The sequence below is a fragment of the Listeria costaricensis genome, from assembly GCF_900183385.1.
Classification (GTDB): Bacteria; Bacillota; Bacilli; order Lactobacillales; family Listeriaceae; genus Listeria; species Listeria costaricensis.
Genome location: NZ_FXUT01000014.1, coordinates 60,326 through 87,245 on the forward strand (window position 1 = coordinate 60,326; position 26,920 = coordinate 87,245).

The following is a 26,920-nucleotide window of genomic DNA, read 5'->3' on the forward strand; positions in this document are numbered from 1 at the left end:
ATTTATGACTTTTTTTCCTCTAAATCCGAATCTTTTGTGTCTAATTGATATTTTTCACAAAAACCAGTGCATCCAGTGCACAAATCGCCATCTTTTCAACGATAATTTTTTAATGTTCACTTGGTCTGTTGGGCAAAATGCAAAGAAGAAGCTAAAATCAAGCGAAACCATTTGAAAAAATGGGCTCATACTTGATTCTAGCTTCTCTTATTTTCCAATTATCTTGTTGAAGCTTCTTTATGTTCCAGCCTTTTTCTGCATGTTAGAGAACTGCCTGTAAAAACTTCTCCTTATTTCTCCACTACTTGTAGCTCGTCAATGACCATATCGCCTTGGCCGGCATTGTTTTGCTCGATTCCGAACCAGCTGAGGCCAGACGGGGCACCTTTCATTTCAAAGGTGTATGTTTGTGTATCTGTGGCTTTTGGCAGATTGATTTTCTTCTGTTGATTTGTGCCGGTGCCGATAACGAGAGAATAGCCATTGTCGACATTTGCCTGATACTTGAAGGAGATCTGGTAGCGTTTGTTTGGCTCGAAGCGGATCGTTTCTGGGATGGTTTGCATGACACGTCCGCCATTTTCTTTATGCAGCTTGAGCGACCAGTTGCCGCTGATTACATCATCGATTGTGTTACCGTTCCAGCCTTTTTGTGTATATGGCGCGTGTAGTTCCGACAGATGGGTGCGCGGATCGGTCACATCCCCTGCATTGCCTTTGACAAACGGGTACCAGCCTTGGCTGACATGCTCGAAGTCTTCATAGAACATTGTGCCTGCTGGGTTGGCTGTGCGTTCATCTTTCGTGATTCGCACGTCGTCAAAATGGATCGTTCCATTGCCGGCATCTTTATATAGCTGCAATGTGACTGGTTTTCCTTTTTTCACTTCAAAGGAAACTTGCATGCGCTGCATATAGGATTTTTGACTGCCGGTATGCTTGGAATCAGCAGACATGAAGTTTTCTGCAAAGGATTCGCTAGCTTGGTTTCCATAAGTACTCTTTTTATGACCGCTCAGTTTGATGCCGCCGGTTTGACCTTTGCCTGTGACTTCCACATTGACTGATGCGAGATATTTTCCTTCTGGCAAGCCTTTGAGTTTTTGAGATACGGAGTTGGCTTTACTGCCGCTTAGTTGGAGCTCATACTGACCGTTCTCATTGCGAATGACTTCTGCGCCGCCACCTTTTGCCTTCCAGTTTTTGCGAAGGGTGTTTTCAGCATTGAAACCGGGATCCTGAATGGCTGTATACTCGCCAAACGCGCCGGCTTTTTTGGCTACTTCTTTTGCCGGATAGTTGTTCGCAACAAGGATATAGGCAGTTTCTTTTTCTGCATGGAGGGTGACTTGGCCATTTTTGATGGGCACATTTTCAATAAATTGATTGCCCTGATCTGTAAGCTGGTAAAGTTTCAGCTTGCGATTATTTTTCCATTCGTCGGATAGCTGCCAGGTCGTGGTGCCGCCATCTTTATTGTAATGGTACAGCTTGTTGTTGCCGTCTGTTTGCCATGGGAGCAGATAGCTGTTGCCTTGCAAGACGGTAACGCCACGGTCGGTAATGACGCGTTCCTTGGCAGGATTGTCATTGCGAGTGACCACTTGGTCGGAAAGCTCGATGACGCCATTGCCGTTCAGGTCGGTCTGCCATTTTTGAATCGTGTGATGTTGCAGATATTTTGTCGGCAGGTTGACTTCAAAGGTGTTGCGGATCATTTTATCGTAGTCGACTCTGCCTGCCCAGCCTTCTGAACCGATCAGCTCTGTGCCGCCAAGCAGCGGATTATCTGTGATGACCCAGTTGTCCTTCTGGTGGTTGCGAATGAAGCGGGCGATCGTGCTATTAATGCCTTTCGTATCGGAGCCGCCATAGTTTTTGTCGGCCGACCAGTGTGTCCAAATGGCATCACTTTCCATGGAAGCCGGGAATTCTGTGTAGACATTGTAGCCTTGTTGTTTGATTTCTTCCGCTAGGCGTTTGCTTTCCCAGCCGTCGCCATACCAGACGTCCACATAAACGAAGTCCAGATTTGGCGCGACTTTTTTCAAGTCTTCAAAACGCTGGAGTCGATTGTTGCTGATGGCATCATTGCGCGTCTTAATCCGGTAGGACGAATCCAGCCAGTCCCAGCCGGGTGCGGACGGGTCGACGAGTTCTTCACTGAATGATTTTGCTTCTGGATAGGATTCCGTGGCATTGACATGGACGCCGAATGCTGCGTTCAATTGGTGGCCGCGGTCGACAAGTTGCCGCATTTCTTCAGCGCCGCCTTGACGTTCGCCGACAAGGCCGTAGTCGGGATGCCCGGAGTCGTGTCCTTCATTTTGGTAGCCTTTCAGTAGCACATTTTGACCGAGGCCGTCTGTCGAAAGGGCGATTCGTTTGGTTTCGTCGAGCGTCACCAGAAACGGATTGGTCGCTTGGCTGGCAAAGTTCATCGGGATGCGCTGCACGACAAGATTGGGAATCTGGTCACTGCCGGCCGGATTATTCATGATGTCCCGGAATGCAATCGCTCCGTCCTGCCAGTCGACCTGCTGATCCTGATTGCGATCGCCAGTCAGAATGATTTTCACTTCTGGTTTATCTTTCTCCATTTCCGTGGCACCATCTGGTCGAACCGTCCACTCGCCACTCCAAATGCCCGTATTGTAGCCGCGGTCTGTCCGGGTCGTCTGCTTCCAGATGCGGCCGTTATTATTTTTAGTCGCGTTGTCCGTTTTATCATAGACGGAATTCGTCCAAATGGAAGCCGCCAGTTGATCATTATTCAAAATTCCGTACATGTAGCCTTGCGGAGTCTGGTCGACTGTTGGCGAACCCGTCAAGTCTGCAAACGTGTCGCCCGTTTTGCCCGTGCTGGCAGTTGTCGCCGTGAACATTCTGGCACCGGAAAATGCCGCCCCAGCTTCCGTACTGTAGACTGAAAGCAGTTTTTGATTCGGGATGGCAAGCGTATTCACTTTTGTGCCGCCGTTTTCCTTGATTTCAGGGATTGTCAGCTTCACTTGACCGTTCTGCACCGCCATTTCCATTTTGATCGTCAGTTTCTCCTGATCGAAATGAAGCGTGTAGCTGGCTTTTTGCCCCTGCTTTTTAAAGTCGACTTTTGAAGGTGTGAGGTCCTGATCGTTGATGCGCACCTTGTCGATCGCTTCCGGCTGGCCGTTCAACATCTGCCCGGAATCCTTCAACTTGTAGCTGATGATGCGCGGGAAGGCTTTATCAAGCGATACCTCTAGTTGTTTGGAGGCGATTTTTTCCACATCGCTCGGTTCCGGCGTGACATCGCCCAGCACATGGATCGTTGCTTCCGGTTGTTCCGTAATGCCTTCTACCGTCCCTTTGACCGAAAAATCGCCCGCTTGCGCATAGGAGGCCGCCGGAATTTCATCCCATTTGACTTCCTTCTGCTCTACCTTGCCATCTGAATAGTGCGCGGTGACGGTTTTTGGTAGAGCCGGTGCTGTTTTCACTTTCGTGTAGACCTCTACAGGATCATAGCTTTCAAATTTACTTTCAACCGGCGGAATAGAGCCGATTTCGCCCGCCTGCAATTGACTGATGTACATTTCTTTGCCGTCATACCATGTCCGGTAGCCCGTCTTTCCAGCTTCTTTCGGGAATTGTGGCAGTTCAGCGCCGACATCTCCTGAGAAGAATGTATTGTTACCTAGAGACATTTCAATTTTAGTGCCGCTGTAAGATACTTTAAAAACATATTTCTGATTTTCTTCCAGAATTGGACCGCTGATGCCGCTCTTATAGCCGTCCGGGGTTACGATGGCCCACTTGCCGCCGCTGTCATAGCCCGCAAACGCCCAATGCGCATCGTCTTTCACGCGAAAAGCAATCCCAAAACGATCGCTGCCATTTTTCAAGGAGAAAACAGCCTGTGCTTCCCCGTCGGCAAGATCCGGCGACGCTTGATCAGCAATCAGCGCCTCATTGCCGCCAGTTGCATCACGTTTTAGCTTCAGCTGGCCGTTTTCAATGCTGGTATCCATTTTGCCAACAATATTTTTCAAGTCCCCAATTTGACCGTCCTGATAATTTTTCGTATAAATCTGTTCTGTCTGGGCTGTTACTTTCCCATTAAAGTTCGGGATAAGAGCAAACACTAGTGCAAAAGCAGTAATAATAATCAACCAAGCTCTTTTTTTCATGTTTTTCCTCCCTCTCATTTTAGCAGCCTATTCATCTTCATCCATCAGCAAACTCGTTTTTAGCACTCGAATGTCCACAATCCCCTCCTTCCCATCTGCCATGATCCGATCTTCTTCGCTTTCTAAAAATTGTTGATTGACAAACGAAAGAATCATCGGCAAATTGACCCCGCTGTAAACGGCCCAGTTTGGGTGGTCATCCATCATCCTAAGCAAAACATTGCAGGGGGTTCCGCCTAAAAGATCCGCCATCACGATCGCGTCTTTCAGTGTCGGTTTTTGGTCGATTAGCTGCTCGATTTTCTGCTGCAAGTCGGTTGGTCCTTCTTCCGGCATTAAGCTGATCGCATGGATCGACTCATTTTCACCAATAATCATGGCGGCGCTCTTAATCAGCTCTTCACCAAATTTCCCGTGTGTCACGATCAGTAAATCACGCATTGTCCTGCTCCTCTCCAACCTCGATATAAACGGGAGCTGCCAGCAGTTCAAGCCGCTCTGCCATTTGACCTTCCGTTTCAAAAATAATCAGCCGGTTTTCGCCCGATTTCAAAAGCGTTTCCGGTATATATAAATAGCCTTGCGGGCCCACCGTCCAGTATCTGCCCAAGTGAAAATCATTCAGCACGGCAATCCCTTTCCCAAGCGGACGAATATCTAGGAATGTATCTGCCGGCGTATCAATTTCAAAAACATATTCGTGAAAATGGGGCGACCCGCTAGCTTCGCTTTCTGCCCAGACTAGGCGGCTGAATCGAGCGGGATCAATCAAAAACATTTCCCAGTCCGCTTCAAAATGGATATCCACTTTAAAGCCGCTACGAAGGCCCTTTCGCTGCGAATGCGCCAACAGTTTTTCCCCATAGTTGACACGCCCCATATTCTCAATCAGCAGGTCGACCGTATTGTCAGCCTGCGGAAAAGCAATCTGCAGCGTGTCTTGTAGCTCCTCCTGATATTTCGCTCCGAGATATTCGGCATTCCGGTAGAGCTGCACGCGATCACTCGCTTCTACAATCTTGCATTTTAGCGCCGGTTTCGGGCCAGCCACAGTCGTCCGGTAGAGCATGTAGCCGTACGGATGACCGCATTCTTCCATCGTCAGCGGGTAGGTGTTCGTTTTCTTTTCAAACTGGTCGAGCGCATCAAAAAGCGACATGCTGCGCGCCAGCCGGATTTCCCCAAAGCCGCACGTCTCTTTCGTTTTCGGCTCCATCTGCTGCACTTCCGGACAGACCTTCCCGATCGCCCGCTGTGCCGCAAAATATTTCTCAGTCGGAGCGCCCCATTCAGTCAGTAGCGCGTCATAGTCATACGAGGTGATCTGCGGCAAATCGCGTTCATTTCTAACTGAACAGCCATTCATGAAGCCAAAATTCGTGCCGCCTTGGAACATATAGAAATTCAGGCTGCCCCGTTTCAGGAGCCGCTCGACTTCGTGCTCAATCTCGGCCGGATCGCGTCGAATGATGGGGTCATGGTAGCGGTTGAACCAGCCGTCCCAGAATTCCATGCACATTAGTGGCCACTTCTTGTCATGCCGTTCAAAAAAGGCCGCCAATTCGTCAAAACTTTCATCCGTGCCGGAGCCGAAATTGGCCGTCGCCAGGATGTCCGCTTCGATGAGACTGCCGCTCTCAAGGACCTCCTGCCAGTCACCATCTGACGTAAATAATGGAACCGTCACGCCCAGCTGCCGCATCAAATCTGCAAGCGCCTTCAAATAGGCCTTGTCATTCCCAAAAGAGCCGTACTCATTCTCGACCTGCATCATGATGACCGGCCCGCCCTGATCGATTTGATAGGGCAGAAGCCGCGGCAGTAAGGCCTTGTAGTAGTTGGTTACTTTTTCCATAAACTGGGCGGAGCTACTTCTGACTCGCAGGCCGCTATCATTCAGCAGCCAAGCCGGTAAGCCGCCGAATTCCCACTCCGCACAAATGTAGGGTGTCGGGCGCAGGATGACCAGCAGCTCTAGCTCGGCGGCCGTTTGGATGAACCGCTCGACATCTGCCAGACCTTCAAAATAGAAACTGCCTTCTTGCGGTTCGTGCAGGTTCCACGGAATGTAAGTCTCCACCGTATTGCAGCCTAGTGCCTTCAAATTGTACAGCGTTCGCCGCCACTCAGCTGGGACGATTCGGAAATAATGGACGGCACCGGAGATCAGTTTGACCGCCTGCCCATTTAATCGAAATTCTTCTTTTACATCAAACGATTGCATCATCACGACCCCTTATAATCCTGCAAGAATTTGTTCAAAATCCACTTTTTCTTCATTGGGCACTTTTTGCGAGATTAATTTGCTGCCCTGTTCCTTCAACCATGTCAAAAGCTCCACTTCTTTCGGCGTGATGCAGACACTTTTTAAAACCTGCTTGGTGTTTTCACGTTTTGCCAGATTGCCCACATTGATTTCTGGCAGAGGAACACCTGCTTTTGCCAGCTCAACCAGCATGGCAACATCTCTGACCACGATAAAAACGCGTTGTGAATCATATTTGCCCGCTAAAATATTCTGCGCTGCTTTTTCAACTGGCAGAACACTCAGCTTCACCCCTGCTGGAACGGCCATTTTAAGCGCCACTTTTTCCACTTCATTCTGTGCTACGGCATCATCAATCACCATGATTCGTGTCGCCTGAAGCTTGGTCGTCCATAAATTTGCCACCTGTCCGTGAATCAGTCTGTCATCTACTCGTACATAAGTAATTGCCATTTCCTTTTCCTCCTTGATCAACATTTATTGCGGCAGGTCAATTGCCGTTGCTGTCTGTTTAAGGACTAGGTCAAGCGCCTGAATATTCTCTCTGCCTTCCGCTGCCAGCCACGTCCGCGCATTGTCGATCCCGTTTGTTCGGAATGCTTCTGCACCGCCGCGCCAGTTCGCCCGACCACAAAGCACGCCATGAAATTCTGCGCCCGCTTCTTTTGCAAAAACGAGTGTCTGCTGAAACAGTTCTGCTGAAACACCTGCACTAAGAAAAATATACGGAACCTCCGCCAAATCACTTTGTTTCTTGAAAATTTCCGCCGCTTCCTGTCTGCTCCACAAAGCTTCTTCCGCCCCAAATCCCTCGACATAGGCCATGTTGACGGGAACCTCGACTTTTAGTACATCTACACGATAATCCGGATGGCCAAAGATTCGCATTGCTTCCAATACTTTCCTAGGTTTCATTTTACTGTATGCAGGCGATCCTGTATCTAAAATCTTCTCGTCAAAAGTCAAAATTTCAAGGAAAAAAGCGACATCTTCTGCGGCGCATTCCGATCCGACCCGCTCGACGAATGCCTGCTTGGCGAGATTCACTTCTTCCGGCTGGTCCACATCATAGTAAATCAGCAATTTGATGCCATCTGCTCCCAGCTCTTTTAAAATTTTCACTGAAAACTGTGGCAGCAAGTCTGGCAATCGACGCTGGTCAGCTGCATCGTAGCCCGTTTTTTCATAAGCGAGGATTAGACCGACTCCTTCTTTCCGCGCTTCTGCTGCCGAAAGTCCATACTCCGGATCAAGCAGAATCGCCGAAACATCAGCAGTCAACTCTTCGGCGGTCAACTTTTTAAAGTCTGCCAGTGCCTGATCGTCTGCTTTTTCACCCAGTAGTTTCCGTAAAGCACCACGTTGATCGACCGCCAGTGCTGCAATGATGCCATTTTCATCTGTAAGCCTTTTCAACTTTTCCAATTTATTGATTCGCATTTGTCTTTTCCTCCGCACTCCATATTTTTCTCCCTGCAAGCCACGTTTCCTGCAACGTCATGTCCGGTGTTAGCACGAGAAAATCGGCCACTTTTCCGGCACGAAGCGAGCCCAACCGTCCATCCATGCCGACTGAACGCGCGGGATTTAGACTTGCCATCCGCCAAACAGCCGCCAGATCGAGCGTTGTCCACATGACCATATTTTTCACGGCGTCCAGCAGTTGAAGCGTACTTCCTGCGAGCGATCCGTCTTTTTTCGTCCTAGCAATCCCGCCTTGCACTTCAACGGCCAGCTCGCCCAGCAAGTATTCCCCATCCGGCATCATTCCGGCACGCATTGAATCGGTGATCAAAATCGTCCGGTCGGGTTTAAATTGTGCCGTAAAGGCCAGCACGGCAGGATGCACATGGTGTCCATCGGCAATCAGTTCCGCAAAGGCGTGTTCAGAATGGAGATAGGTGCCGACGACGCCCGGCTCGCGATGATGCAGGCCGCTCATGCCGTTATAAAGGTGTACAAAAATTTGTCCGCCGGCTTTCATGGCTCGGTCCGCCTGTTCAAAATTGGCATCTGTATGTGCCAGCGCGCCATGGATGCCCGCCTGACGAAGCTTTTCCAAAAACGGGACGGCTTCTGGATACTCGGCCGCGACCGCCACTTTGACGATATGCCCGCCGCTTGCCTGTTGGAGCCGCTCGACTTCTGCATAATCTGGCGCTTTAAAGTAACGCGGATTTTGGGCGCCCTTATGCTTTTCTGTAAAAAATGGCCCCTCAAGGAAAATTCCTTCTGCCCGTGCCGCGTTTTCCATCGGCCGCTCGATCAACTCCGCCACTTTTCGGCAACAGTCGAGCAGCTCTACTGTACCGGCAGTCAATGTTGTGGGCAGAAAGCGTGTCACTCCAGCTGCTGGAAGTAGAGCCGCCATTCGGTGCAGGGCCGTCGTGTCGCCATCCATGACATCTGCCCCGCCCACGCCGTGAATGTGGGTATCGAACAGTCCGGGGGCAATGGTGGCCTTGCCGTAATCGATGATCGGGATAACCGGCTCGACTGCTGGCAAAATTGGCCGCCAGTTGCCGAAATGACCATCTTTGACCTCCAAATAGCCGCCCTGCCGAAGTTCATCTTCCATAATAAAATAGTCGGCTTTCAAAAAATAATGCACAGCTGCCCCTCCTTATTGCTCGTGATACGGGTGAATCGTCACACCTTGCACGACCCGGTTTACAATGCCTGATGGGCTTGGATTGTCCGGCGTAATCCCCAGTGCCAGCGAATTGTAAAGCGCCAGACTCTGCCCGAAAAGAAGGAACAAAAGATTGCGCAGCAGTGGATCGGCGCCCGACTTGCCGTTCAGTTGGATTTTTTCCACACCGGCAGGCGAATTTGTCTCTTCCTCGCCTTGCAGCACGATCAGCGGGTTGCCTAGTCCGTCAGCCGCCATTTCGGCCACAATGTCCTCGTCATATTTCCTCGTATAGGCATCTGCCGAATAAAAAGTGACCACAACGGTATCCTTATGCATCAACGATTTGGGTCCATGGCGGAAGCCCAGCACACTTTCAAAGGAAGCGTCGATATTGCCGGCACTTAGTTCCAGCGTTTTCAGCGACGCCTCATGTGCAATTCCCTTAAGCGTGCTGGATCCCAAATAGATCAGCCGTTTGGGCGTCTTTTCCGCAAAATTTTTCATAATAAAAGCCTCAGACACTTGTAAAAACTGATTGGCAGATGTCGCCAGGTCAGCCGCATCCCAGTCAGCCATTCCGGCCGGGTGAAAGAGCGCATAGCTACTCATCAGCATACTCGTAAAGCTGGAGGTCATGGCAAAGCTGACATCATTGGTTTCTTCCGGCAAAACGATTGGCAGATGCCGCTCGCCGGACTGGCCGCTCACCTTCAAAAGTTCGCCATCCTTGTTGCACGTCACCGAAATTAAAAACAACTGATCGACCAGCTGCTTCAGAAGATCCACTGCCGCGATACTTTCCGGACTGTTGCCCGAACGGCCGAATGACACGGCGATGGTGGGCCGATTTTTCACATATTGCTTCGGTGCCGCCACCAGGTCGACTGTTGCCACCGCCTGATAACGAAATTCCGGATAGTCCGATTCTGCAAACAAGAGCGGCACGACCGTCTCGCTGACAAATGCCGATGAGCCCGCCCCTAGAAACAAGACATCCACTGCGCCCGCCGCGCGGGCCCGCTCGATAAAGCCTGTGGATTCTGCTTGTTTTTCTTTTAGCAGCTCGATCACTTTTCCCCAAACATGCCCTTGATGTTTGATCTCGCCTGCCGTGTGAATCGCCGCCCTTTTTTGAAGTGCCTCTTCCTCTAAATTAAACATGCCTCTTCCTCCTATTGGTAATGTTGTTATTACCACTCAACTTATAAAAAAAGTAATCTAGCGGCCAACTTGCAGCCGTTTCGATTACTTCGTTGTTTCGATTCGATAGTAAAAGTCTTGGTTGGAAACGATCGTAATCGTATATTCTACCAGCCGCTGATCTGCATATCCGAAACGATTGATCATCATTCCGGCAGAATTTCGGCTTTGCTTTAACAGTTTCGCCTCATCTTTTTGCAGGAGTGTGCCTTTAAATTCCTCCACTGCCCGCGTGATGACGATCCCATAATCTGCAAAAACATCATACATGGGTTTGGCTTCGATCTGCGCCTTTGTCAGGTCGGGAAACATGGCTTGGGACAAATAGGTTCGCTCAAACATCATTTCCTTATCGTCTGCCAATCGAAGCCGCACCAGTTCATAAATCGGATCATTCTCAGCGACTTGCAGTTTTCGCGCAATCCGCTCACTGGCCGCGATCTTATTAAATTCAATCACGCGCGTTGTTGGTTCATGACCAAGGCGTTTCATTTCCTCTGTAAAGCTGAATAAATGAATCAAATTCTGCGGATCCGTTTTGTCTGCCACGAAGGTTCCTTTTCCGTGACGCTTGACGATATAATTTTCCCGTTCCAGCTCTTGCATGGCCTGCCGAACGGTGATCCTGCTCACGCCATATTTGTCGCAAAGTTCGCGTTCTGAAGGAAGTCTTTCTCCCGCTGAATATTGCCCTGACTGAATGGCTTCAATTACCACATCCATCAGTTGCAAATACAGGGGAATGCGACTATTATGATTGATTGCATTCATGCTTTATTCCTCCTCTGATCATAACCTCATAACCAGTTAAATTTTATAACTTGCGACATTTTTTGTCAATTTTTTGTATACTTTCGGATTCCGCGCACCGCCCAAACCCGTTCAGTTCACGGCTCATAAGTGAGGATGACCATTTCGTGCCCTAAAACCTCTGGAATGGTAAAAGTGATCGACCCGGCCGTCTCAACAAATGGCAATTCTGTCCCTGCTTCCAGAAGCGCTACACGCTTGATGGATTTTGGCAGGTGCAAGGTAACTTCCTGCTGACAAAGCGGCATTCCGTCTTCAATCACCGCCAAATTGCGCGCCCGTTGTTCGGGAATGTAGTGCAGGACATGCAGCAGATAGCGATTGTGCTGCTTCTGCTCGTTCAGCAGCAGATCGGCCGAGCTTGGCGCACGGCTGTCGACAATTGGCCGGCCCAGATGAGCGAGCACTTCATTCATCACGCAGCTGCGGTAAATGCGCGGGCTTTCATTTGCATAGGGTGTGAAAACCGGATGACTGAAAAAACTGGCCTGCTGGTTGCGGACGATTGCTGGAAAACCGCTTGGCTCTTTTGGCGGAGCATCAAAATGCCCATAATAATGCCGATAGGTGCGATTAAAGTACGGGCGCCACAAGTCGGCAATCGTTCGGCTCCCTGTGCAGGGGCTGGCATGAACCCCGCGGCCATACCAGATGTGCTCATGTGCCTCGGTGCCCACCTTGAAATACTCCTTCTCATATTCCGAAATTGTCGCTGCTTCTACAGGACTTCCGGCAAGGTGCCCTGTCAGTGCCGTCTGACCGCAAAAAATCACTTTGCCGCCGCTCGTCATATAGGTGTCTATTTTTGCCGATAAATCAGGCGTGAGGCAGACATCATCCGGCAAGATGAGCAGCGGATAGCTGGCAAAATCGGCCTCCTGGTCGACCACATCAAACTGGATATGTGCTTCGTTCAGCATCCGTACAGCCCCCGTTAGCGCCGGACTGATTTTTTCCGCTTGTTTCTGTTGTGCTTTTTGGTAAAATACGGCACATTCGACTAGCGGTGCCACCGCCTGACAATAGGGTTCCATTTTTTTGACCGTCCGATAAACTTCGCCAATCCGCGCATAGGTTTCCTTTTGCAGCACGCCGTCTGGGTACAACTGGTCACCGATCGAGCATTTTGCCCCGAGCGCCAGTGCCAGAAAGCATTCGTATTCTAAAGCGGCCCGGTTTTTATAGCCGCCAAAATCGGCCCAACCTTTGTGAAATTTTCCCGTCATGCCAAGATATTCTTTTCCAAGCGTCCTTGCATACCGCGCAGCCACCGGAAAATGGTGATACCCCCAGTTGGAGCTTGGCAGCGATTCGATTTCCAAATGACTGTAAGCGTCCAAACTAGCCCGCAGATCCGGCGTCATATTGCCATCATTATAGAAAATCGGGCAGTCAGGCACTAGTTCCCACACGAAACGTGAAATTTCCTGTTTAAAATCAGCCGCCACTTGTTTTGCAAACTGAAATACTTGCTGCTCGTCTTCCGCATCAATGCCCTGCTGCTTCATTAGTTCCAAACAATGATTGCAATAGCAGGCATCTTGCCAAACGATATCAAAAAACAAGCCGTCCAGCTCCGTGCCGACATGCGCAATCAAATCTGCCAACTGTTCCTTCAGATAAAAGATATAGGGGGAAGCCAGGCACAGCTTCTTCCAACCCGGCCGTAACTGTCCAACATCATGCCCATAACAACTTCCATCCGGCTTCCGTTCCAGCCACTCTGGGTGTTGCTCCGCCACGAGCGCATCCCAGCCGACCGTCACGTACACTGGTGCCCGAATGCCCACTTCATGGCAAGCCGCAATTTGCTCCATTAGTAAATCAAAAGTCAGGTCTGGATGCCTCGCCGGAAGCTGGCTGTCATAATACAAGTAGCCATGATGACAACGCGCCGTCAGTGTGATCGAATCGACCTCTGCGAGCTGCAATGTTTCCTGAAAAGCCCGGCGGTCAAATCGGGCAGCAAGCGGTTCGCCTAGTTCAGGCGTATGAAAATCCAGATGCAGCTGCCGAAAAGCTAAAGAATCCATGCTGTTGCTTCCTCCCATCCATTCTACATTTTACCGATAATTCCCAGCGCCGAAAGTGCAATTGAAACGAACAGCACAATGAAAATCACCCGCGTCGAGTTCAGCCGTTTTCTGCCCAGCATCCAATAGATCCCTGCAACAACCAGCGCCGGAATCAATTTTGGCAAAATCATATCTGCAATATTTTGGAAATCAATGCTGACATCGCCCAGATGCGCCACAAACGTCAGCTTCACATTGATCATCGTGGCAATCAGCGCACCGACAATAAAGACCCCCAGAAGAGTCGCCGCATTTGTCAAAGCGTTCAGCTTATCCTGTAGCCGTGTAACCAGCACGACCCCTTCCTTATGGGCAAATTTCAACTGGTGCCAACGAAAAACCATGATGACAACAGCCACAGCCATCCATATGAAAATCCCGATCGGATTCCCATTGATCGCCAAGTTGGCCGCAATCGCACCCATAATCGCCGGAATCAGCGCACCAAAGATCGCATCCCCGATAGCGGCGAACGGCCCCATCAGCCCAGACTTGATCCCAGCCACCGTTTCCCGGGATTTCACGCCTTCCTCTTCCTCAATCGCTAAGTCAATCCCCAAGATGATCGTATTGAAAAAGTTACTCGTATTAAAGAATTGATTATGCAGTCGCATCATTTCTTTTAATTTCTCCGGATCGTCTCCATACATTTTCCGAAGCTGCGGCAAGATCATCCATAAGTAACCAGAACTCTGCATCCGCTCGTAGTTCCAGCCAACCTGATTAAACAGCAAGTTCCGTACGTTGATCTGCCTAAAATCCTTATCCGTCAACCGATAGTTTTTCCCCGGATCAGAGTTCGTCGTCATCGATTTCTCCTCCTTCATCTGCCGTATTTGAATGATTCTCAGCTACCGCCACCGTTTTACTCGTACTGCGCTTGTATTCCAAAATCGCAAATGCCAGCCCGACAAAAGTGATCGCCAGCATTGGCAAGCTGTTGAATGTTTGCGTGAAGTCTTTGGAAACTCCTGTCATGGCAGTTCCAAGCGAAATGATATTCGTGTAAAGCGTTGCAAATAGTGCCGTCAAAATGAAGCCCAAGATTAGGTAAGCGATATGTCGTTTGACCGGCAAGTAGCGAAGCAGGATTGCGAAACCGACTGCCGGAAGAAGTGCCCCAGCCGTCGCCAGCCCATTGTTGAGCCATTCTAAATGCTCATTCATAAAGTTGACAGCCGTCTCAACCACACCGCCGCCAAATGCTAAAGCAAGGAAAACCGGAATCATCCGTGAAAGTGACCAAGGAACGATCCCCATCAAATAGTTAAATGTGATCCCTTTAAAATTGAGTCTTTCAATATTCGTATCGATCCGGTGCAAGAAATACGTATTCGCAAAGCGTCCCAAAATATCCGTTTGAATCATGAGACTGGCCACCGGTACCGCAATTGCCGCGATTGCCACCTGCGGATCCATGCCTACACCAATCGAAAAAGCCGTTGCAATGATCGTTCCAGAGTTGGCGTCAATCCGAGATGCACCGCCAAATGTCCCGACCCCAAGAATCGTCAGCTGCATGCTACCACCGATAATCAGTCCTGTCACCATGTCGCCCATAATCAGCCCCGTAATGAAGCCGGCAAATACTGGTGAATCCATACTAGAAGAAATCGTAATCGAGTCCAAAATTTGATAACCAGCATATAACGTCAAAAGTAAAATTTGCCACCATTGTATATCCAATGATCTCCCTCCTTAAAAATGACTGACTTTCTATCTGTATCCTTGTCGCTTTCACCTCACTTTTCTCAAAATAGGAAATCGCTTACAATTCATAAAGTCTCGTTTTCTAAGTTGAAGAACCACCGCACATCAATGCTTCGCCTAGTGGTTATTACTGGTAATTACCACTTAGAATATAGCATCTATAAAATTACTTGTCAATATTTTTTTAGTAAAAAACACACAAATAAAACAGCCAACCGCCATCGAGAATATCGGCAGTTGGCTGTTCAGAACGATTACAAGCAACTTAAATTTTTCTATTTTTAACTAAAATTATCAGTCCTGTCAGCAGGAGCAAGCATCCCGCCATTCCCCACGGCCAGTTCGACCGCTGCTCACCGGTTTGCGGTAGTTTCGCTTGTTCATGCGTGTACACGTGCACGAAATCCAGCTGATCCGCGCTTCCCTTGTCTGGCTTTACAGGAACTGGCGGCACTTTGTCATCCTTCTCTGCAATCACTGTTATATTTGCAATAGTTTGAACACCATTTACCTTATACATGACTGGATATCTCCCAACTTTTGACGTATCGACCGTTCCCTCCACTTGGATTTTTTCCGGATCAAAAAATGTTTGTTTTTTACCATCTCGATCTGTCCATGACACAAAATTGTCTTTTGCCGCCCACTTGTCACCCACTTTAAGCACGGAATCCTTGGCTTGAATCGCGCTCCTATCCGCCCTCACAGTGACATTTATCGTGGTTTCCGCCCCGTCTATGCTGTAAGTTACTGGGTATTTCCCAACTTTATATACATCTACCTGCCCGCTCACCTGAATTTTTTCCGGATCAAAACTCTTTATCTCCTGCTCATGCTGATCCCTGGCAGACACAAAATTATCCGCAGGCCCCCATTTATCTCCTACATAAATCGTGGAATCCTTCGCATAGATGACCGCCTGACTTTCTCGCCATTTCGCATAAAGTGTTAAATTTGTATCGATACGCTTCTGAAAATCGAACGCCTTCTCCCCCGCCGAATCCTCATGCCAGCCGACAAATGTATACCCTTTACGCTCGCCCGGGGTAATATTTTGAATATCTTCTAACGGCTCATGTTTCACCTCTTTCGATTGACCTCCCGGATAGTTATCCTTATACGTGACAATTTTTCCAATTGGGACGATGGCATGCCCTTCAAGCACCTTGCCGTCATTTATATTAAGCCAGTAAGGCACCATTGTCCCGAGCGTTTTCAGATCCTTCTTCCCCGTCCGCCAATTGTAAATCTGAATCTCCTGTAAATTTTTTATACTTAGCGTGGCATTCACCAAGCCGCCTTCCATCCGACAGGCTTGCACATCAAAATTATCAAACGAACTGAATTTCTTGATAGCCGCACTTCCAAATGAATTCCCGACATTGACCAATCCATTTAAATCAAGCAGTGACTGCTCGCCCTCCGTTCGCAAAAATTGTGTGGGCAAGAGGAAACTGTTGGAATTAGCGCCTCGAAAATTGAAGTTTGCTGCAATCGGCGAAAAATCACGAATCTTATTCCCATTTACATTTATATTTTTTAATTTGGTGAGTCCGCCAAGGCCCTGAACACTATTCATCGAACTGTCTGTTATTACCACTTCTTCCAAGTTTACACAGCCGGCAAGCCACGCCATGCTATTATCGTCCGTGTCGCCAAATTGCCCTAAATATAATTTCGTCAAATTCGTCAATTTTCCCAGTCCTGAAAGCTCACTTTTCACACGATTATAGGCCATATAATTCTGGTCTATATACGTATTAATAACCGTCAAAGACAGTGTTTGTAAAGCTTTCAAATTGCCCAGTGGTGAAAAATTAACCGTCTGAGTGATGCCGATTTCTTTCCCATATTCGTCTTTAATCACCGCATCCTGCCCAGTGACATAAACAGTATTCAGCAGCAGATAGGTCAGCGAAGTTAATTTTCCCAGATGCTCACTGACATCAGCAGGAACCGCAGCGCTGATGATGGTTAGACTGCTCAAATTCGTTAGATATTCAATCCCCTGAAATGATTGAATATCTAGCGTTTCCTTATAGCTACTTATATTCAGCGCCTTGATTGTGGCCAGTTCTTCTTTAGTTGCCGAATAATCTTTATTTTTGCCCAGGCTTTGATTGATTTTTTCACGAAGACAATTATCTGGAATTAAAAAATCTCCCAGCTGATTGACGACCGCCCCCGCTCGCTCATTTTGGACAGCTGGCTGAGCCTGCTCATTTGGCGGTTCACTTGGAGATTCACTCTTTTGCGCCACCATTTCCCCTTCATTTTCATGTACCGCCTTAGCTCCTTCCGCCTCCTTTTCAACTGGTTTCTTCTCATCAACCGCTGTCTCTTCCTCTGTCATTTGCTTTGCCGGCTCCCCGACTGTTTGTGCAAAAACCACATTGGACAATTGTACGCATAATAGTATACAAATAATCCCCGTTAAGACTTTTTTCATCCTAAATCACTCCTCTCTTTTATCCATACAAATCAGCTTGTTCAGCACTGATTTATAAACTGATGTCATCGAAATATCGGTTTAAATAGCTCATCAATTTGCCGTTGTGAAGCGTGATCGGCTTTATTTGTTCGACAATTCCACAGCGATGAAATTCCTGCAGCACTTCCCCTGTTCTACTGACACCTGCCTGTGCTAATTGCGCAATCATATTTTGATGAATCATCTGCGGTAAGATTGTGATTTTGCCATGCTGGATCTGTTTACCCATAACAGAACTAAAGCGAAATAAAGACCACGCCACTTTAATATTGGACTTCTCATTAGAAATTTTCTGTGCAACCGTAATTTGAATAAGCTGATGAATGATATTTTCAATAAATTTATGGTATTTTTGAGGATCTACATAAAGATGGGATAAAAAGAATTCCTTATCAATTGCATAAATTTCTACATTTCCAATGGCTTTTACACGATAATTTACAAATGGTGCAATTTCTTTTAACGTACATAAATCACAGACGACCTCTAAATTGATAATGCTGCCTGCTTTTAAAACTTCACATGCCGTCCATGCCCCCTTACCATTTCGCATTTGAATCAGAAGACTGCCCGCTTTCAGAATCAAAATCTGATAGTGATTCCCTAACTCGGATGAATAGCATATTTGATGCTCACGATATTCCTCTAACTCCCAAAACAGCGTCCTCCATTTTTCCGTTACCAACGTGTCCAGCTCCACTACAATTCCTCCCTTGCCACAGCCGAAAATTATTTTATCGTCACACTAAAAAATAAATTGTCTTTCTTTTACATTTGTAAAATTAGAATATTCCATATATAAATAATCTAGTGACAGAATCGCAAACAATCATTCTATCCATCTTCATTAATCATAAGGGAAACGCTAGTGCAAAGCCTATCTTTAAGATAAAAAAACATCATTTATTATTACATTTTTGTGAACTTTTTAAATAAAATAAACGCAAAAAAGACAAAAAATATCATCTGATAACTTGACAATATTTTTCGCCTTTATACGTTCCTATTCCATTGCATCTCTGATAAAAATTCCCGCCGTGTATCGCCCGACTAGCCCTCGTGGAAAGCCGCGCGAAGAAAACTATCACAAGGCCAGCCCGCTTTCCCTCATACCGCTCAACTTAGGCTCAAGCCATACAGCTGGAGGTGCCTTTTCGCGCTCGGCCACTAAACTCCTCACGCACTCCTTATTCCACATGAAAATCAGCCGCCGATTTGACTCATTCTCCGCCAGGTTGGCTGATGACTTGTTACTTCATCTTGTAATTTCAATGCCATTTCATGATTTTCCGGCTTATTGTCGATCGCTTTTTGCACGAGTGCCATCAGTTCATCCGGTTTTTGAATCAGCGGTCGAATGTTCATTTCCTCGTCCCAGTACAGGCAGGCCTTGATATAGCCATCCGCCGTGAGCCGTAGCCGATTGCAGCTCGCACAAAAATGAGCACTGACCGGATGGATTAAGCCAAATGTTCCCTGCGCCCCCGCCAGCCGGTAATTCTCTGACGGCCCATTCCCACGAATCGATTCGACCGGCTCATATGTCAGACCAGCCTCTCGAATTCTTTCAAAAATCGTCTCGAGTGACATATATTTTTGTTTCCAACTGTTTCCCGCGTGACCAATCGGCATATATTCAATAAAACGCACATTGATATCCTTATTCTGCGTAAAACGTAAGAAATCCAAAATCTCATCATCATTTTGCCCTTTGATCAGCACGACATTCAGCTTAATCGGAAACAGCCCGACCTCTTCCGCTTTTTTGATTCCGTCAAGCACCTTTTGCAAACGTCCGCCACGCGTAATCGAACGAAAACGGTCCTCATGTAGCGAATCCAGACTTACATTGATCCGCGTAAGCCCCGCCGCTTTCAAATCAGCCGCCTTTTTCGCCAGATACATCGCATTTGTCGTCACCGCAATATCCTCAATCTCAGGAATCGACGCAATCCCGCGAACAATCTCCACAATATCCGTCCGAAGCAGCGGTTCCCCGCCCGTCAAACGAACCTTTTTGATCCCAAATTGCACCATAATTTTCATAAAATCCACAATTTCATCCTGCGAAAGAACCTTCTCATGTGGTAAAAATTTCAGCCCTTCTTCCGGCATGCAATACACGCAGCGCAAATTACAACGGTCCGTCACCGAAATCCGAATGTAATCGTGCACCCGTCCAAATCGATCCGTTAACACTGGCATCCTAAATCCCCCTTATTCAGCGAAAAAATGTCCGCTCTTGCCGCCCGATTTCTCCAACAGTCGCGCCGCCTCAATCTGCATTCCCCGGTCGACCGCCTTGCACATATCGTAAACCGTCAGTGCAGCAACCGTCACAGCCGTCAGCGCCTCCATCTCAACACCCGTCTTGCCAACCGTATGCACCTCACTCGTCACAATCAGCCGATCATGCCCGTCATCCGTAAAAGAAAGATCCGCCTTGGTCGTCATGATTGGATGGCACATGGGGATTAGCTCGCTCGTCTTCTTGGCAGCCATTATGCCCGCCACTTGCGCCACAGCCAGCACATCACCCTTCTTCATTTTGCCTTCTAAAATCAGCCCAAGCGTTTCCGGCCGCATCACCACCACCGCTTGCGCCCGCGCCACACGCCGCGTCTCATCTTTCTCCGTAATATCGACCATCTGCGCCCGTTTTTCCTCGTTAAAATGTGTCAATCCGTCCATCTTCATCATCCACCCCTTCCTTCAACCACCACTGACCGGCGGAATGACTGCCACCTCGCGCGGCGCATCCAGCAGCTCATCGTCCTGCCGAAACGTCATATCAACCGCCAGCATGCACTTGGCCAAATCCAGCGCGATCTCTGGAAACTCCGAACTAATCAGCTCGCGCGCCTCGCCAACCGTCGAACAACCGCTCAGATTCAGCTTGGTTTCCTCCATGCCCGTCTTCTGAATCAGATAGGCGAAAAACTTAATCGTCGTCACGCATTGCACCTCCCCAACGAACGCCATCCGTATCAATCTCTTCTTTCCAGATTGGCACCCGTTTTTTCAACATCTCGATAATATAGCGACTGCCCTCGTAACTTTCCGCCCGATGAGCCGTGGCCACCCCGATAAAAACAGCCGGCTCGCTCAGACGTAGCTCTCCCAGCCGATGCACGATCACGACACTGGCCGCGTATTTCGCCTCCACCTCGCGTGCCAGAAGCTCCATCTCTTTTTCCGCCATCTCCCGGTAGGCCGTATAGCGAATCGCCTTCGTCTGAACCTCGCCCGTCCACTCCCGAATCGTCCCGACAAAAATATTGATGCCGCCAAAGCGAGGATCGACTAGGTGCTGATAACAAGCGGAAATATCAATCTCCTTTTCCGTCAAAAAAACGCGAATCATGCAAAAATCTCCTTTAAAAGCCTTTTGGTAAATTGGTCGAGCGCTTCTTCCCCTCCAACAAAATCAACATCCGCCCTGTCAAGCGGAAAACGCGACGCAAAGCGCAGCGGTTTTGCCACATTCATATGTAATTCCTGAAAATCCTCCAGCGACCGAACCATCACCACTTTCGGAAACGGCGCATCCTTGTAGCCCTCAATCAAAACAATATCCGTTTCTGGCAACAGTCGAAGCGTCTCCCTCAAAGACTGCCCACGCTGCGTCATCATCGCAAACTGCCTAGAGGACGCAATCGCCACAACATCCGCCCCCTGCTCCCGAAACGCATACGAGTCCGTCCCCGCGTGATCGATCTCAAAATCATGCCCATCATGCTTCACAACCGCCACCCGATAGCCGTCCTGTTTACAAAGCTGTATCAGTTTTTGCATCATCGTCGTTTTCCCACTGTTCTTAAAGCCCACTATTTGGAGGATAAAAGCCATGCTTCCACCTCTTCCCCGGCCACCTTCCCAGTCTTGCCCCCAGGAATCCGAATCAAACAATCCGCAAAAGCCAAATTGGCGAGCGCACTCGACATGTCACTCCCAACCGGCGTCACCCGAAACGTCCCTTCTTCAAGCTCATAACACCCTCGTAAAAAGCGGTCGAAACCGTTATTTTTCAAATAATCAGCCGCCATCCTCGCCTTCACTTTACGAACACGCGACCGCCCGCCAGCCAATTTCCGCAAAGCCGGCTCACCGAACAAATAAAACCCCGTAAAACAGGCCCCCGGATTCCCAGAAAGCGCAATAAGCGGCGTCCCTTCAAAAAGCATCCCAGTAGTCGGGCTTCCCGGCCGCATCTTAATTTTATTAAAAAGCAGTTCCGCCTCATTTTTCCCAATCAGCGCCATATAATCAAAATCGCCAACCGACACCCCGCCAGTCGTCAAAATTAAATCACATGTCCCAGCCGCCTCCCGCAGTGTTTCCAGTGTCAGCGCATAGTCATCCGGTAATTGCGCCTCCCGAACAATGACCCCGCCAGCCTCCTCGACAAGCGTCCGAAGCAGCGGCTGATTACTATTATAAATTTTCCCATCAGGCAAACTTTCCCCCGGAGTCACAAGCTCACTCCCCGTAGAAAAAACCGCCACACGAGGCCGCCTAATCACAGCCACCTGACTGACCCCAAACGCAGCCAAGAAACTAATCGAACCAGCATTCATCTCATGAAAGCGATCCAGCAGCAAATCCCCCTGAGCAATCTCCGCCCCGACTTCCGTAATATTACTTGTTTTCTGTGTATTCAAAAGCGTCACCCGATCCTTGTCGACCTGCTCCGCCTGTTCCAGCATAATAATTTTCGCCCCATTTTCCGGCACCTTGGCCCCCGTCATAATCCGAACCGTCTCCCCCGTTTGCAGCCGCCGCCCATAAGTCGCCCCACAAGGCACCTCGCCCACCACTTTCAGCGTAATCGGGTAATGCGCATCATCCTCCGCACAAATCGCGTAACCATCGTACCCCGACCGTCGAAACATCGGAAACGGAAACGGCGCAAAAACCGGCTCAGCCAGCATCCGACCATCCGCCTCGTTCAAAGCCACCACTTCACTACCAAGCTTTTCGATCTGATTCAAAATCAACTCCCGCGCATGCTCATACGTAACAATCGCCCGTTTTTCCAGCATCTCTCCACCTCCACCAAATTGTAGGCGTTTTCTACCTACAAATATACAGGAAGTACTTGAAAAAAAACAGTAAAGGGGCTTTGAAAAAAGAGGCATAAACAAACCGTATCCCCTATACTTTCATACGTATTTTATCGCCAATCCCCCCTTTATTCTATTTGATTATTTTTATTGATTTTAATCAAATAGAATGCGATAATGAATATGTTATCAAAAGAATAGGAGGGTTCAGATGACTGCTATTAAAGGAATCGAATTGTTGCCCCCCAAAGTAACAATTTCTCAAGCCCTACATCTATATCAGAAAATTGCAAAGATAAAATCCAGTGTTGGTGAACTAAACGCTGAATTGGAGCATTCCGTAGTAAATACTCAGCTTATTCAAATGTTAACACTGAATGAATCTGTACAATCAACCCGAATTGAAGGCACCCAAGTCACCTTTGCAGATATGATTGAAGAGGCTACAAAAAAAAACAAAAGTACGGAAGTTGTAGAAGTAGAAAATTATATGGAAGCCTTGTCTAACGGAATTGCACTCATTAAAGGAGGTCATCCCATCTCCTCTCGACTCATCCGATTATTGCATAAAGAACTTATGGGGAGAAATACACGTGGCACAACATCCGCTGCTGGAGAATTTAGAGCCATTCAAAATTTTATTGGTCCCACTAACCGAATAGAAGATGCTGTTTATATACCAGTAGGGGCGCATGAAATTAGTGACTATATGACTAATTTAGAGTATTACATTAATGACGAAGCGCACCCTTCATTTCAAAAAGAAGTCAATTCTGATTTTGAAGTACTTTTAGATGAAAAATCCGACCCATTGATTAAAACAGCTATTTTACATGCACAGTTTGAATCTATTCATCCATTCCTTGATGGCAACGGTCGTATGGGAAGAATCCTAATCGTCCTAAGCACCATGAAAGATGGCTTGATTAATCAACCAGTATTTTTTGTAAGTGAAGAATTAGAAAAAGAGCGTATCCGCTATTATAATTTATTAAATGGCGTTCGCGGAAAAGATGCGGACTGGTTCTCATGGATAGATTTTTTCTTAGATGCTTGCCAACGAATGACTGAAAACATGTTAAAAAAACTAGCAGCAATTACCAACTTAGCATCAGCCGGACTAAAAATGATTGATATGCCTCGCCACTCAATTAACGATATTTGGCTAACAACATTTACTAAACCCTACACCACCGTTAGCGAAGTTGCTAAAACACTTCATATAGGTGTTTCTACTGCACGTAACGGGTTGAATCGTTTGGTTGAATTAAGATTGATTGATGTAGATAAAGCTAAAAGAAAAAATAAGGTATATGTAAACTACGACTTATTACGCACATTAAGGTAAAATCAACACCCCAATAACCATCAAAAGCGAGCTGCCCCCTTCCCTCCTAACGGTCCAGCTCGCTTATTTTTCGTAACTAGGCATTATTTAGGCGTTCATCTGCCCAAACCACAAAAAAAGACCGCGAGCCTCACGTTCCAAACGTCCTAAAACGCCCATGAAGTCTCCGGTCTCGTGGGTTTGGCACCCAAATGGGTTATGAGGGGTTCGAACCCCCGACCCGCTGATTAAGAGGAAGTACGAATGGTAGCAACCATTCAGAACACCACATCTTAGTTACAATATAGGTGTACAATTATTATGTTTTCTTCCACACTCATAGATTTTCAAGTGAATATCTTGTAATAGATTAATACTGGTCAAAATAGCTTCCCCTCTATTTAGTTTCCTAACTTGCCCTAAAGAATTTGATTTTAAGTGATTTTGAATAGCTTTAAGTTCTTCTGATTGAGTTAGCCTATGGATCAGTAATGTTCCTATCTGACCTAATAAGATACTTGAAACATCTTGAGGGTTTTGAGTAGTTAAAAATAAAAAAACACCTTTTTTGCGGCCTTCTCTAGCAATTGATGTTAGCCCTGTATAAAAATCAACTTCAAAATTAGTAAGTTTAGTATATCTATGAACTTCATCAATGAATAATACAAATGGGTTAGGAATAGTCTTCTTATTAATTAAATAATTACTAATCAGGTCAATAATCATACCCCCTATTCCATCAGCTACTCCTATCTCCGATACATCAATATACAGGCTTGATTTTTGTTCAGAAATAAAAGCATCCAATTCATCTATCAGGCTTTTTTTATTACTATCATTATTAAAGAAATCCATAAGGCTAGTATTATTAAGCTTATATTGAACTTTTTGAACTAACCATTGATGTTGATTAAATTGAAATGCATTACTTACATATCTATCTCCTTTATTATTAACTTGATTTGTCTCTTCTGAAATCTGTAATGGTAAATCGCTTAAATTAAAATCCTTATGATTAGTTAAAACACTAGCCATATCTTGATTAACTTTAGAGACAAGCTGATCTTTTTTTCTATAAATTCCGGGCACTCCGCATTTTTTTTGAAATTGATGGAGATTTATAATGAAAAATTATTCTAAACTAACTATCGATATTCACAAAATACGTTCACTACGACTAGAACGCGGAATCACACAGGCATTCATTGCGCGCAAAATGGGGTATAAATACACTTCCGGCTATTCGAATATCGAAAAAGGCAACACTCGCCTTTCTTATCGTAATGCAGTTATTTTAAGTGAAATCTTAATGTGTGATTTAAGTGAGTTTTACAAATAAAAATAGTGTTAATTTTGGACTATTTTTCCGCATTCTATATGTAAGATTGATTACTACACTTATTAAATACCAAAATTTGACTATTACTATTTATATGTATCTTTATTTAAGGAAATATGTAGCCTTTCTTATATGCTAATCATTAAGAATTCTTGTCAAACATGGTGACACAAACGTTTTCGCACCGAAATGTTCACATAACTTTCACCACCATTCTTTATTTCATCTTCGTATAATGAACCTAGAGAAAAAGGAAGGTGAGAAGAATGGGACAAGTAAAGGTGAAAGAAAGCACCATGCTGAATCATGCCAGCGAAGTCGGTGAAAGCCTAAGCGACTTTGCTTATTTGCCATTCCAAAATGGAAACATTCAGCGTTCCAAAGCGAATTCCATCGATCAGTTTCGGGATGGGATCACTACACTGATTACCGCATTAGACGGCTGGGAAAGCTTTGTACAAGAAGATGCCTTACGAATTAAGAAACTGGGGTTAGCTTATAGTGAAAAAGATCGGGAAATTCAGAAGAAAACGGGATTGAAGGTGGATTAAGTGAATAGTGAGCTGCAGAAAAAAGAACAACAACTTGTCCAACTTCGGAAAGAAAAGGAGCAAAAAGAAGAGGCTCTTTTAGATTTACGAAAAGACAATTATTTATTAGAGGATGCCGAGGAAGATTTGCGCCGCATTGACCGAGAACATCAAGAAATCATGGCTCTTTTCCAGGAAGTTTGGCGTGGTCATCAAAGTCGAAATGAACAGCTTGAGATGATGGAAGATCATGCCATCTATTCACGAAAAACGAGACTGGAAGTAGATGCCGCATATGAGCGTTTGGATAAGAAAAAGCAGGCCCTCCAAAAAGACATCCAAACCACCGAAGAAGCCGAAACACGGTTGAAAAAGGAGCTGTACACATGACCAAAATTGACATCGGAGAGTTAAGTGAATTTCTAAGCTTCCTCAAAAAGACCAACGCTGAAGCAAAGCCCAAAATTGAAGCACTCAAAAAAGCGGCACAAAGCTATGCCAATGATGCTTCACTGAAAGGAAAAGCCATTGACACATCACAAGACTACTATGCGAAAGCGTATCCTGTTTTATGCGACAGTATCACGCAAGCCATGGATTTAAGTGAAGAACGCCTAGAGACCTATATCAATGACTTCCAAGCACAGGTTGATCCTTCCCCTGATGCGTATGTGGACGCAGATGGCTTGTACGAATTGGATCAACAAATTGACCGCTTAGAACGCCGCATGGAGGACTTAGAACAAAGTCTAACCAGTTTGATGCCGTCTTTCCAGCAAGAACAAATTCGCCAACTAAGAGGCCAGATTACAGCAAAACATCGGAAAGAACAATTGAAAGAAAAGCTGTTAGATTTTGAAAGTGGCCATGCCAATTTCTTTCAGGAATACACCCAGCTAACCCGTGACATTGAAAAAAGCATCCGCACTCTACAAGCTAACGTGACCTTTAATGCGGAGACAAACACACTTGATTTTGGTAAAATCAATGTAAACCTATTGAAAGACCTAAAGAAATATACGGGAAAACATCAACCTGAAATTCCCAATTTTGATAGCTACATAAAGATTTATCAAAGTAACCAATGGATTTTGATGAAAAACGGCGTGGTAGATGTTGAAGCAACGAATTTATACAACCAAATGATAAAAGAAGGCACACTCCCGCAAGAAGAAAGCAACGCCACCATCACGGGCAACATGATTGAGTCGCTCAAAAAAGGAAAAGACCCTATTACAGGACAAACCATTACAAAAGCCCAAACCTTTGGCGTGCTTACAACGCTCATCTTTTATTATGGTGCAG

Annotated in this window: 25 protein-coding genes; 5 read left to right on the forward strand and 20 right to left on the reverse strand. The window is 46.7% G+C overall.

Translation table 11 applies throughout. The features are described 5' to 3' along the window. Positions 1-290: 290 nt before the first annotated feature. From CS921_RS11825 to CS921_RS11915, 19 genes are all read right to left on the reverse strand, one after another. Positions 291-4,169: an endo-alpha-N-acetylgalactosaminidase family protein gene (locus tag CS921_RS11825; protein ID WP_162921759.1), complete on the reverse strand. Its 3,879-nt coding sequence runs from the start codon at positions 4,167-4,169 to the stop codon at positions 291-293. 27 nt (positions 4,170-4,196) lie between these two features. After that, entirely contained in the window at positions 4,197-4,610 is a 414-nt protein-coding gene (locus CS921_RS11830) for a PTS sugar transporter subunit IIA (protein ID WP_099224140.1), read from the reverse strand. Further along, positions 4,603-6,393 (reverse strand): glycoside hydrolase family 35 protein, encoded by a 1,791-nt coding sequence (locus CS921_RS11835; RefSeq protein ID WP_099224141.1) that lies wholly within the window; start codon positions 6,391-6,393, stop codon positions 4,603-4,605. Before CS921_RS11835 ends, CS921_RS11830 begins: the two co-directional genes overlap by 8 nt. Positions 6,394-6,405: 12 nt before the next feature. Next, positions 6,406-6,888 (reverse strand): PTS sugar transporter subunit IIB, encoded by a 483-nt coding sequence (locus tag CS921_RS11840; protein WP_099224143.1) that lies wholly within the window; start codon positions 6,886-6,888, stop codon positions 6,406-6,408. Between the two features lie 24 nt (positions 6,889-6,912). Then, entirely contained in the window at positions 6,913-7,875 is a 963-nt protein-coding gene (locus CS921_RS11845; protein WP_099224145.1) for a tagatose 1,6-diphosphate aldolase, read from the reverse strand. Next, on the reverse strand, positions 7,862-9,046 hold the full coding sequence (gene nagA / locus CS921_RS11850; protein ID WP_099224147.1) for an N-acetylglucosamine-6-phosphate deacetylase: 1,185 nt from the start codon (positions 9,044-9,046) through the stop codon (positions 7,862-7,864). The genes CS921_RS11845 and nagA overlap by 14 nt, the downstream gene beginning before the upstream one ends. 12 nt (positions 9,047-9,058) lie before the next feature. Then, positions 9,059-10,231, reverse strand: coding sequence for an SIS domain-containing protein (locus tag CS921_RS11855; protein WP_099224149.1), 1,173 nt, complete (start codon positions 10,229-10,231; stop codon positions 9,059-9,061). Positions 10,232-10,315: 84 nt separating this feature from the next. Further along, the gene (locus tag CS921_RS11860) at positions 10,316-11,041 is read right to left on the reverse strand and encodes a GntR family transcriptional regulator (protein WP_099224151.1); all 726 of its coding nucleotides are present in this window, start codon (positions 11,039-11,041) and stop codon (positions 10,316-10,318) included. A gap of 116 nt (positions 11,042-11,157) precedes the next feature. Then, the gene (locus CS921_RS11865; protein WP_162921760.1) at positions 11,158-13,113 is read right to left on the reverse strand and encodes an alpha-amylase family protein; all 1,956 of its coding nucleotides are present in this window, start codon (positions 13,111-13,113) and stop codon (positions 11,158-11,160) included. 23 nt (positions 13,114-13,136) lie between these two features. Continuing rightward, positions 13,137-13,964: a PTS system mannose/fructose/sorbose family transporter subunit IID gene (locus CS921_RS11870; RefSeq protein WP_099224154.1), complete on the reverse strand. Its 828-nt coding sequence runs from the start codon at positions 13,962-13,964 to the stop codon at positions 13,137-13,139. Further along, positions 13,948-14,841: a PTS mannose/fructose/sorbose/N-acetylgalactosamine transporter subunit IIC gene (locus CS921_RS11875; protein WP_099224155.1), complete on the reverse strand. Its 894-nt coding sequence runs from the start codon at positions 14,839-14,841 to the stop codon at positions 13,948-13,950. The genes CS921_RS11870 and CS921_RS11875 overlap by 17 nt, the downstream gene beginning before the upstream one ends. Positions 14,842-15,130: 289 nt before the next feature. Continuing rightward, positions 15,131-17,314: a bacterial Ig-like domain-containing protein gene (locus CS921_RS11880; protein ID WP_099224157.1), complete on the reverse strand. Its 2,184-nt coding sequence runs from the start codon at positions 17,312-17,314 to the stop codon at positions 15,131-15,133. A gap of 52 nt (positions 17,315-17,366) precedes the next feature. After that, positions 17,367-18,056 (reverse strand): hypothetical protein, encoded by a 690-nt coding sequence (locus CS921_RS11885; protein ID WP_099224158.1) that lies wholly within the window; start codon positions 18,054-18,056, stop codon positions 17,367-17,369. 503 nt (positions 18,057-18,559) lie between these two features. Beyond that, on the reverse strand, positions 18,560-19,561 hold the full coding sequence (gene moaA / locus CS921_RS11890) for a GTP 3',8-cyclase MoaA (protein ID WP_099224159.1): 1,002 nt from the start codon (positions 19,559-19,561) through the stop codon (positions 18,560-18,562). Positions 19,562-19,573: 12 nt separating this feature from the next. Next, complete coding sequence (moaC, locus tag CS921_RS11895; RefSeq protein WP_099224177.1) at positions 19,574-20,053, reverse strand: cyclic pyranopterin monophosphate synthase MoaC; 480 nt, start codon at positions 20,051-20,053, stop codon at positions 19,574-19,576. Positions 20,054-20,068: 15 nt separating this feature from the next. Beyond that, positions 20,069-20,266: a MoaD/ThiS family protein gene (locus CS921_RS11900; protein WP_338037324.1), complete on the reverse strand. Its 198-nt coding sequence runs from the start codon at positions 20,264-20,266 to the stop codon at positions 20,069-20,071. Between the two features lie 31 nt (positions 20,267-20,297). Further along, on the reverse strand, positions 20,298-20,720 hold the full coding sequence (locus CS921_RS11905) for a molybdenum cofactor biosynthesis protein MoaE (protein ID WP_099224162.1): 423 nt from the start codon (positions 20,718-20,720) through the stop codon (positions 20,298-20,300). After that, positions 20,717-21,205, reverse strand: a complete 489-nt coding sequence (mobB, locus tag CS921_RS11910) for a molybdopterin-guanine dinucleotide biosynthesis protein B (RefSeq protein WP_099224163.1) — start codon at positions 21,203-21,205, stop codon at positions 20,717-20,719. Before mobB ends, CS921_RS11905 begins: the two co-directional genes overlap by 4 nt. Continuing rightward, positions 21,184-22,398 carry a molybdopterin molybdotransferase MoeA gene (locus tag CS921_RS11915; RefSeq protein ID WP_099224165.1) on the reverse strand — a complete coding sequence of 405 codons (1,215 nt, stop codon included), beginning with the start codon at positions 22,396-22,398 and terminating at the stop codon, positions 21,184-21,186. The genes mobB and CS921_RS11915 overlap by 22 nt, the downstream gene beginning before the upstream one ends. 232 nt (positions 22,399-22,630) lie before the next feature. On the opposite strand from CS921_RS11915, the gene CS921_RS11920 reads away from it, so the two are divergent. Further along, positions 22,631-23,767 carry a Fic family protein gene (locus CS921_RS11920; RefSeq protein ID WP_099224166.1) on the forward strand — a complete coding sequence of 379 codons (1,137 nt, stop codon included), beginning with the start codon at positions 22,631-22,633 and terminating at the stop codon, positions 23,765-23,767. Positions 23,768-24,043: 276 nt separating this feature from the next. Here CS921_RS11920 and CS921_RS11925 read toward each other — a convergent pair whose 3' ends face one another. Further along, a complete protein-coding gene (locus CS921_RS11925) occupies positions 24,044-24,835 on the reverse strand; it encodes an ATP-binding protein (RefSeq protein ID WP_205527782.1) in 792 nt (263 codons plus the stop codon). A 34-nt stretch (positions 24,836-24,869) separates the two neighbouring features. Here CS921_RS11925 and CS921_RS11930 point away from each other — a divergent pair, with 34 nt between their 5' ends. The 4 genes from CS921_RS11930 to CS921_RS11945 form a co-directional block, all read left to right on the forward strand. Next, complete coding sequence (locus CS921_RS11930) at positions 24,870-25,085, forward strand: helix-turn-helix domain-containing protein (protein WP_099224168.1); 216 nt, start codon at positions 24,870-24,872, stop codon at positions 25,083-25,085. A 266-nt stretch (positions 25,086-25,351) separates the two neighbouring features. Beyond that, on the forward strand, positions 25,352-25,636 hold the full coding sequence (locus CS921_RS11935) for a DUF3130 family protein (RefSeq protein WP_099224169.1): 285 nt from the start codon (positions 25,352-25,354) through the stop codon (positions 25,634-25,636). Beyond that, entirely contained in the window at positions 25,637-26,005 is a 369-nt protein-coding gene (locus CS921_RS11940; RefSeq protein ID WP_099224170.1) for a hypothetical protein, read from the forward strand. Next, the coding region (locus tag CS921_RS11945) for a T7SS effector LXG polymorphic toxin (RefSeq protein ID WP_240422355.1) at positions 26,002-26,920 on the forward strand (919 nt) is incomplete at its 3' end. The genes CS921_RS11940 and CS921_RS11945, both read left to right, overlap by 4 nt.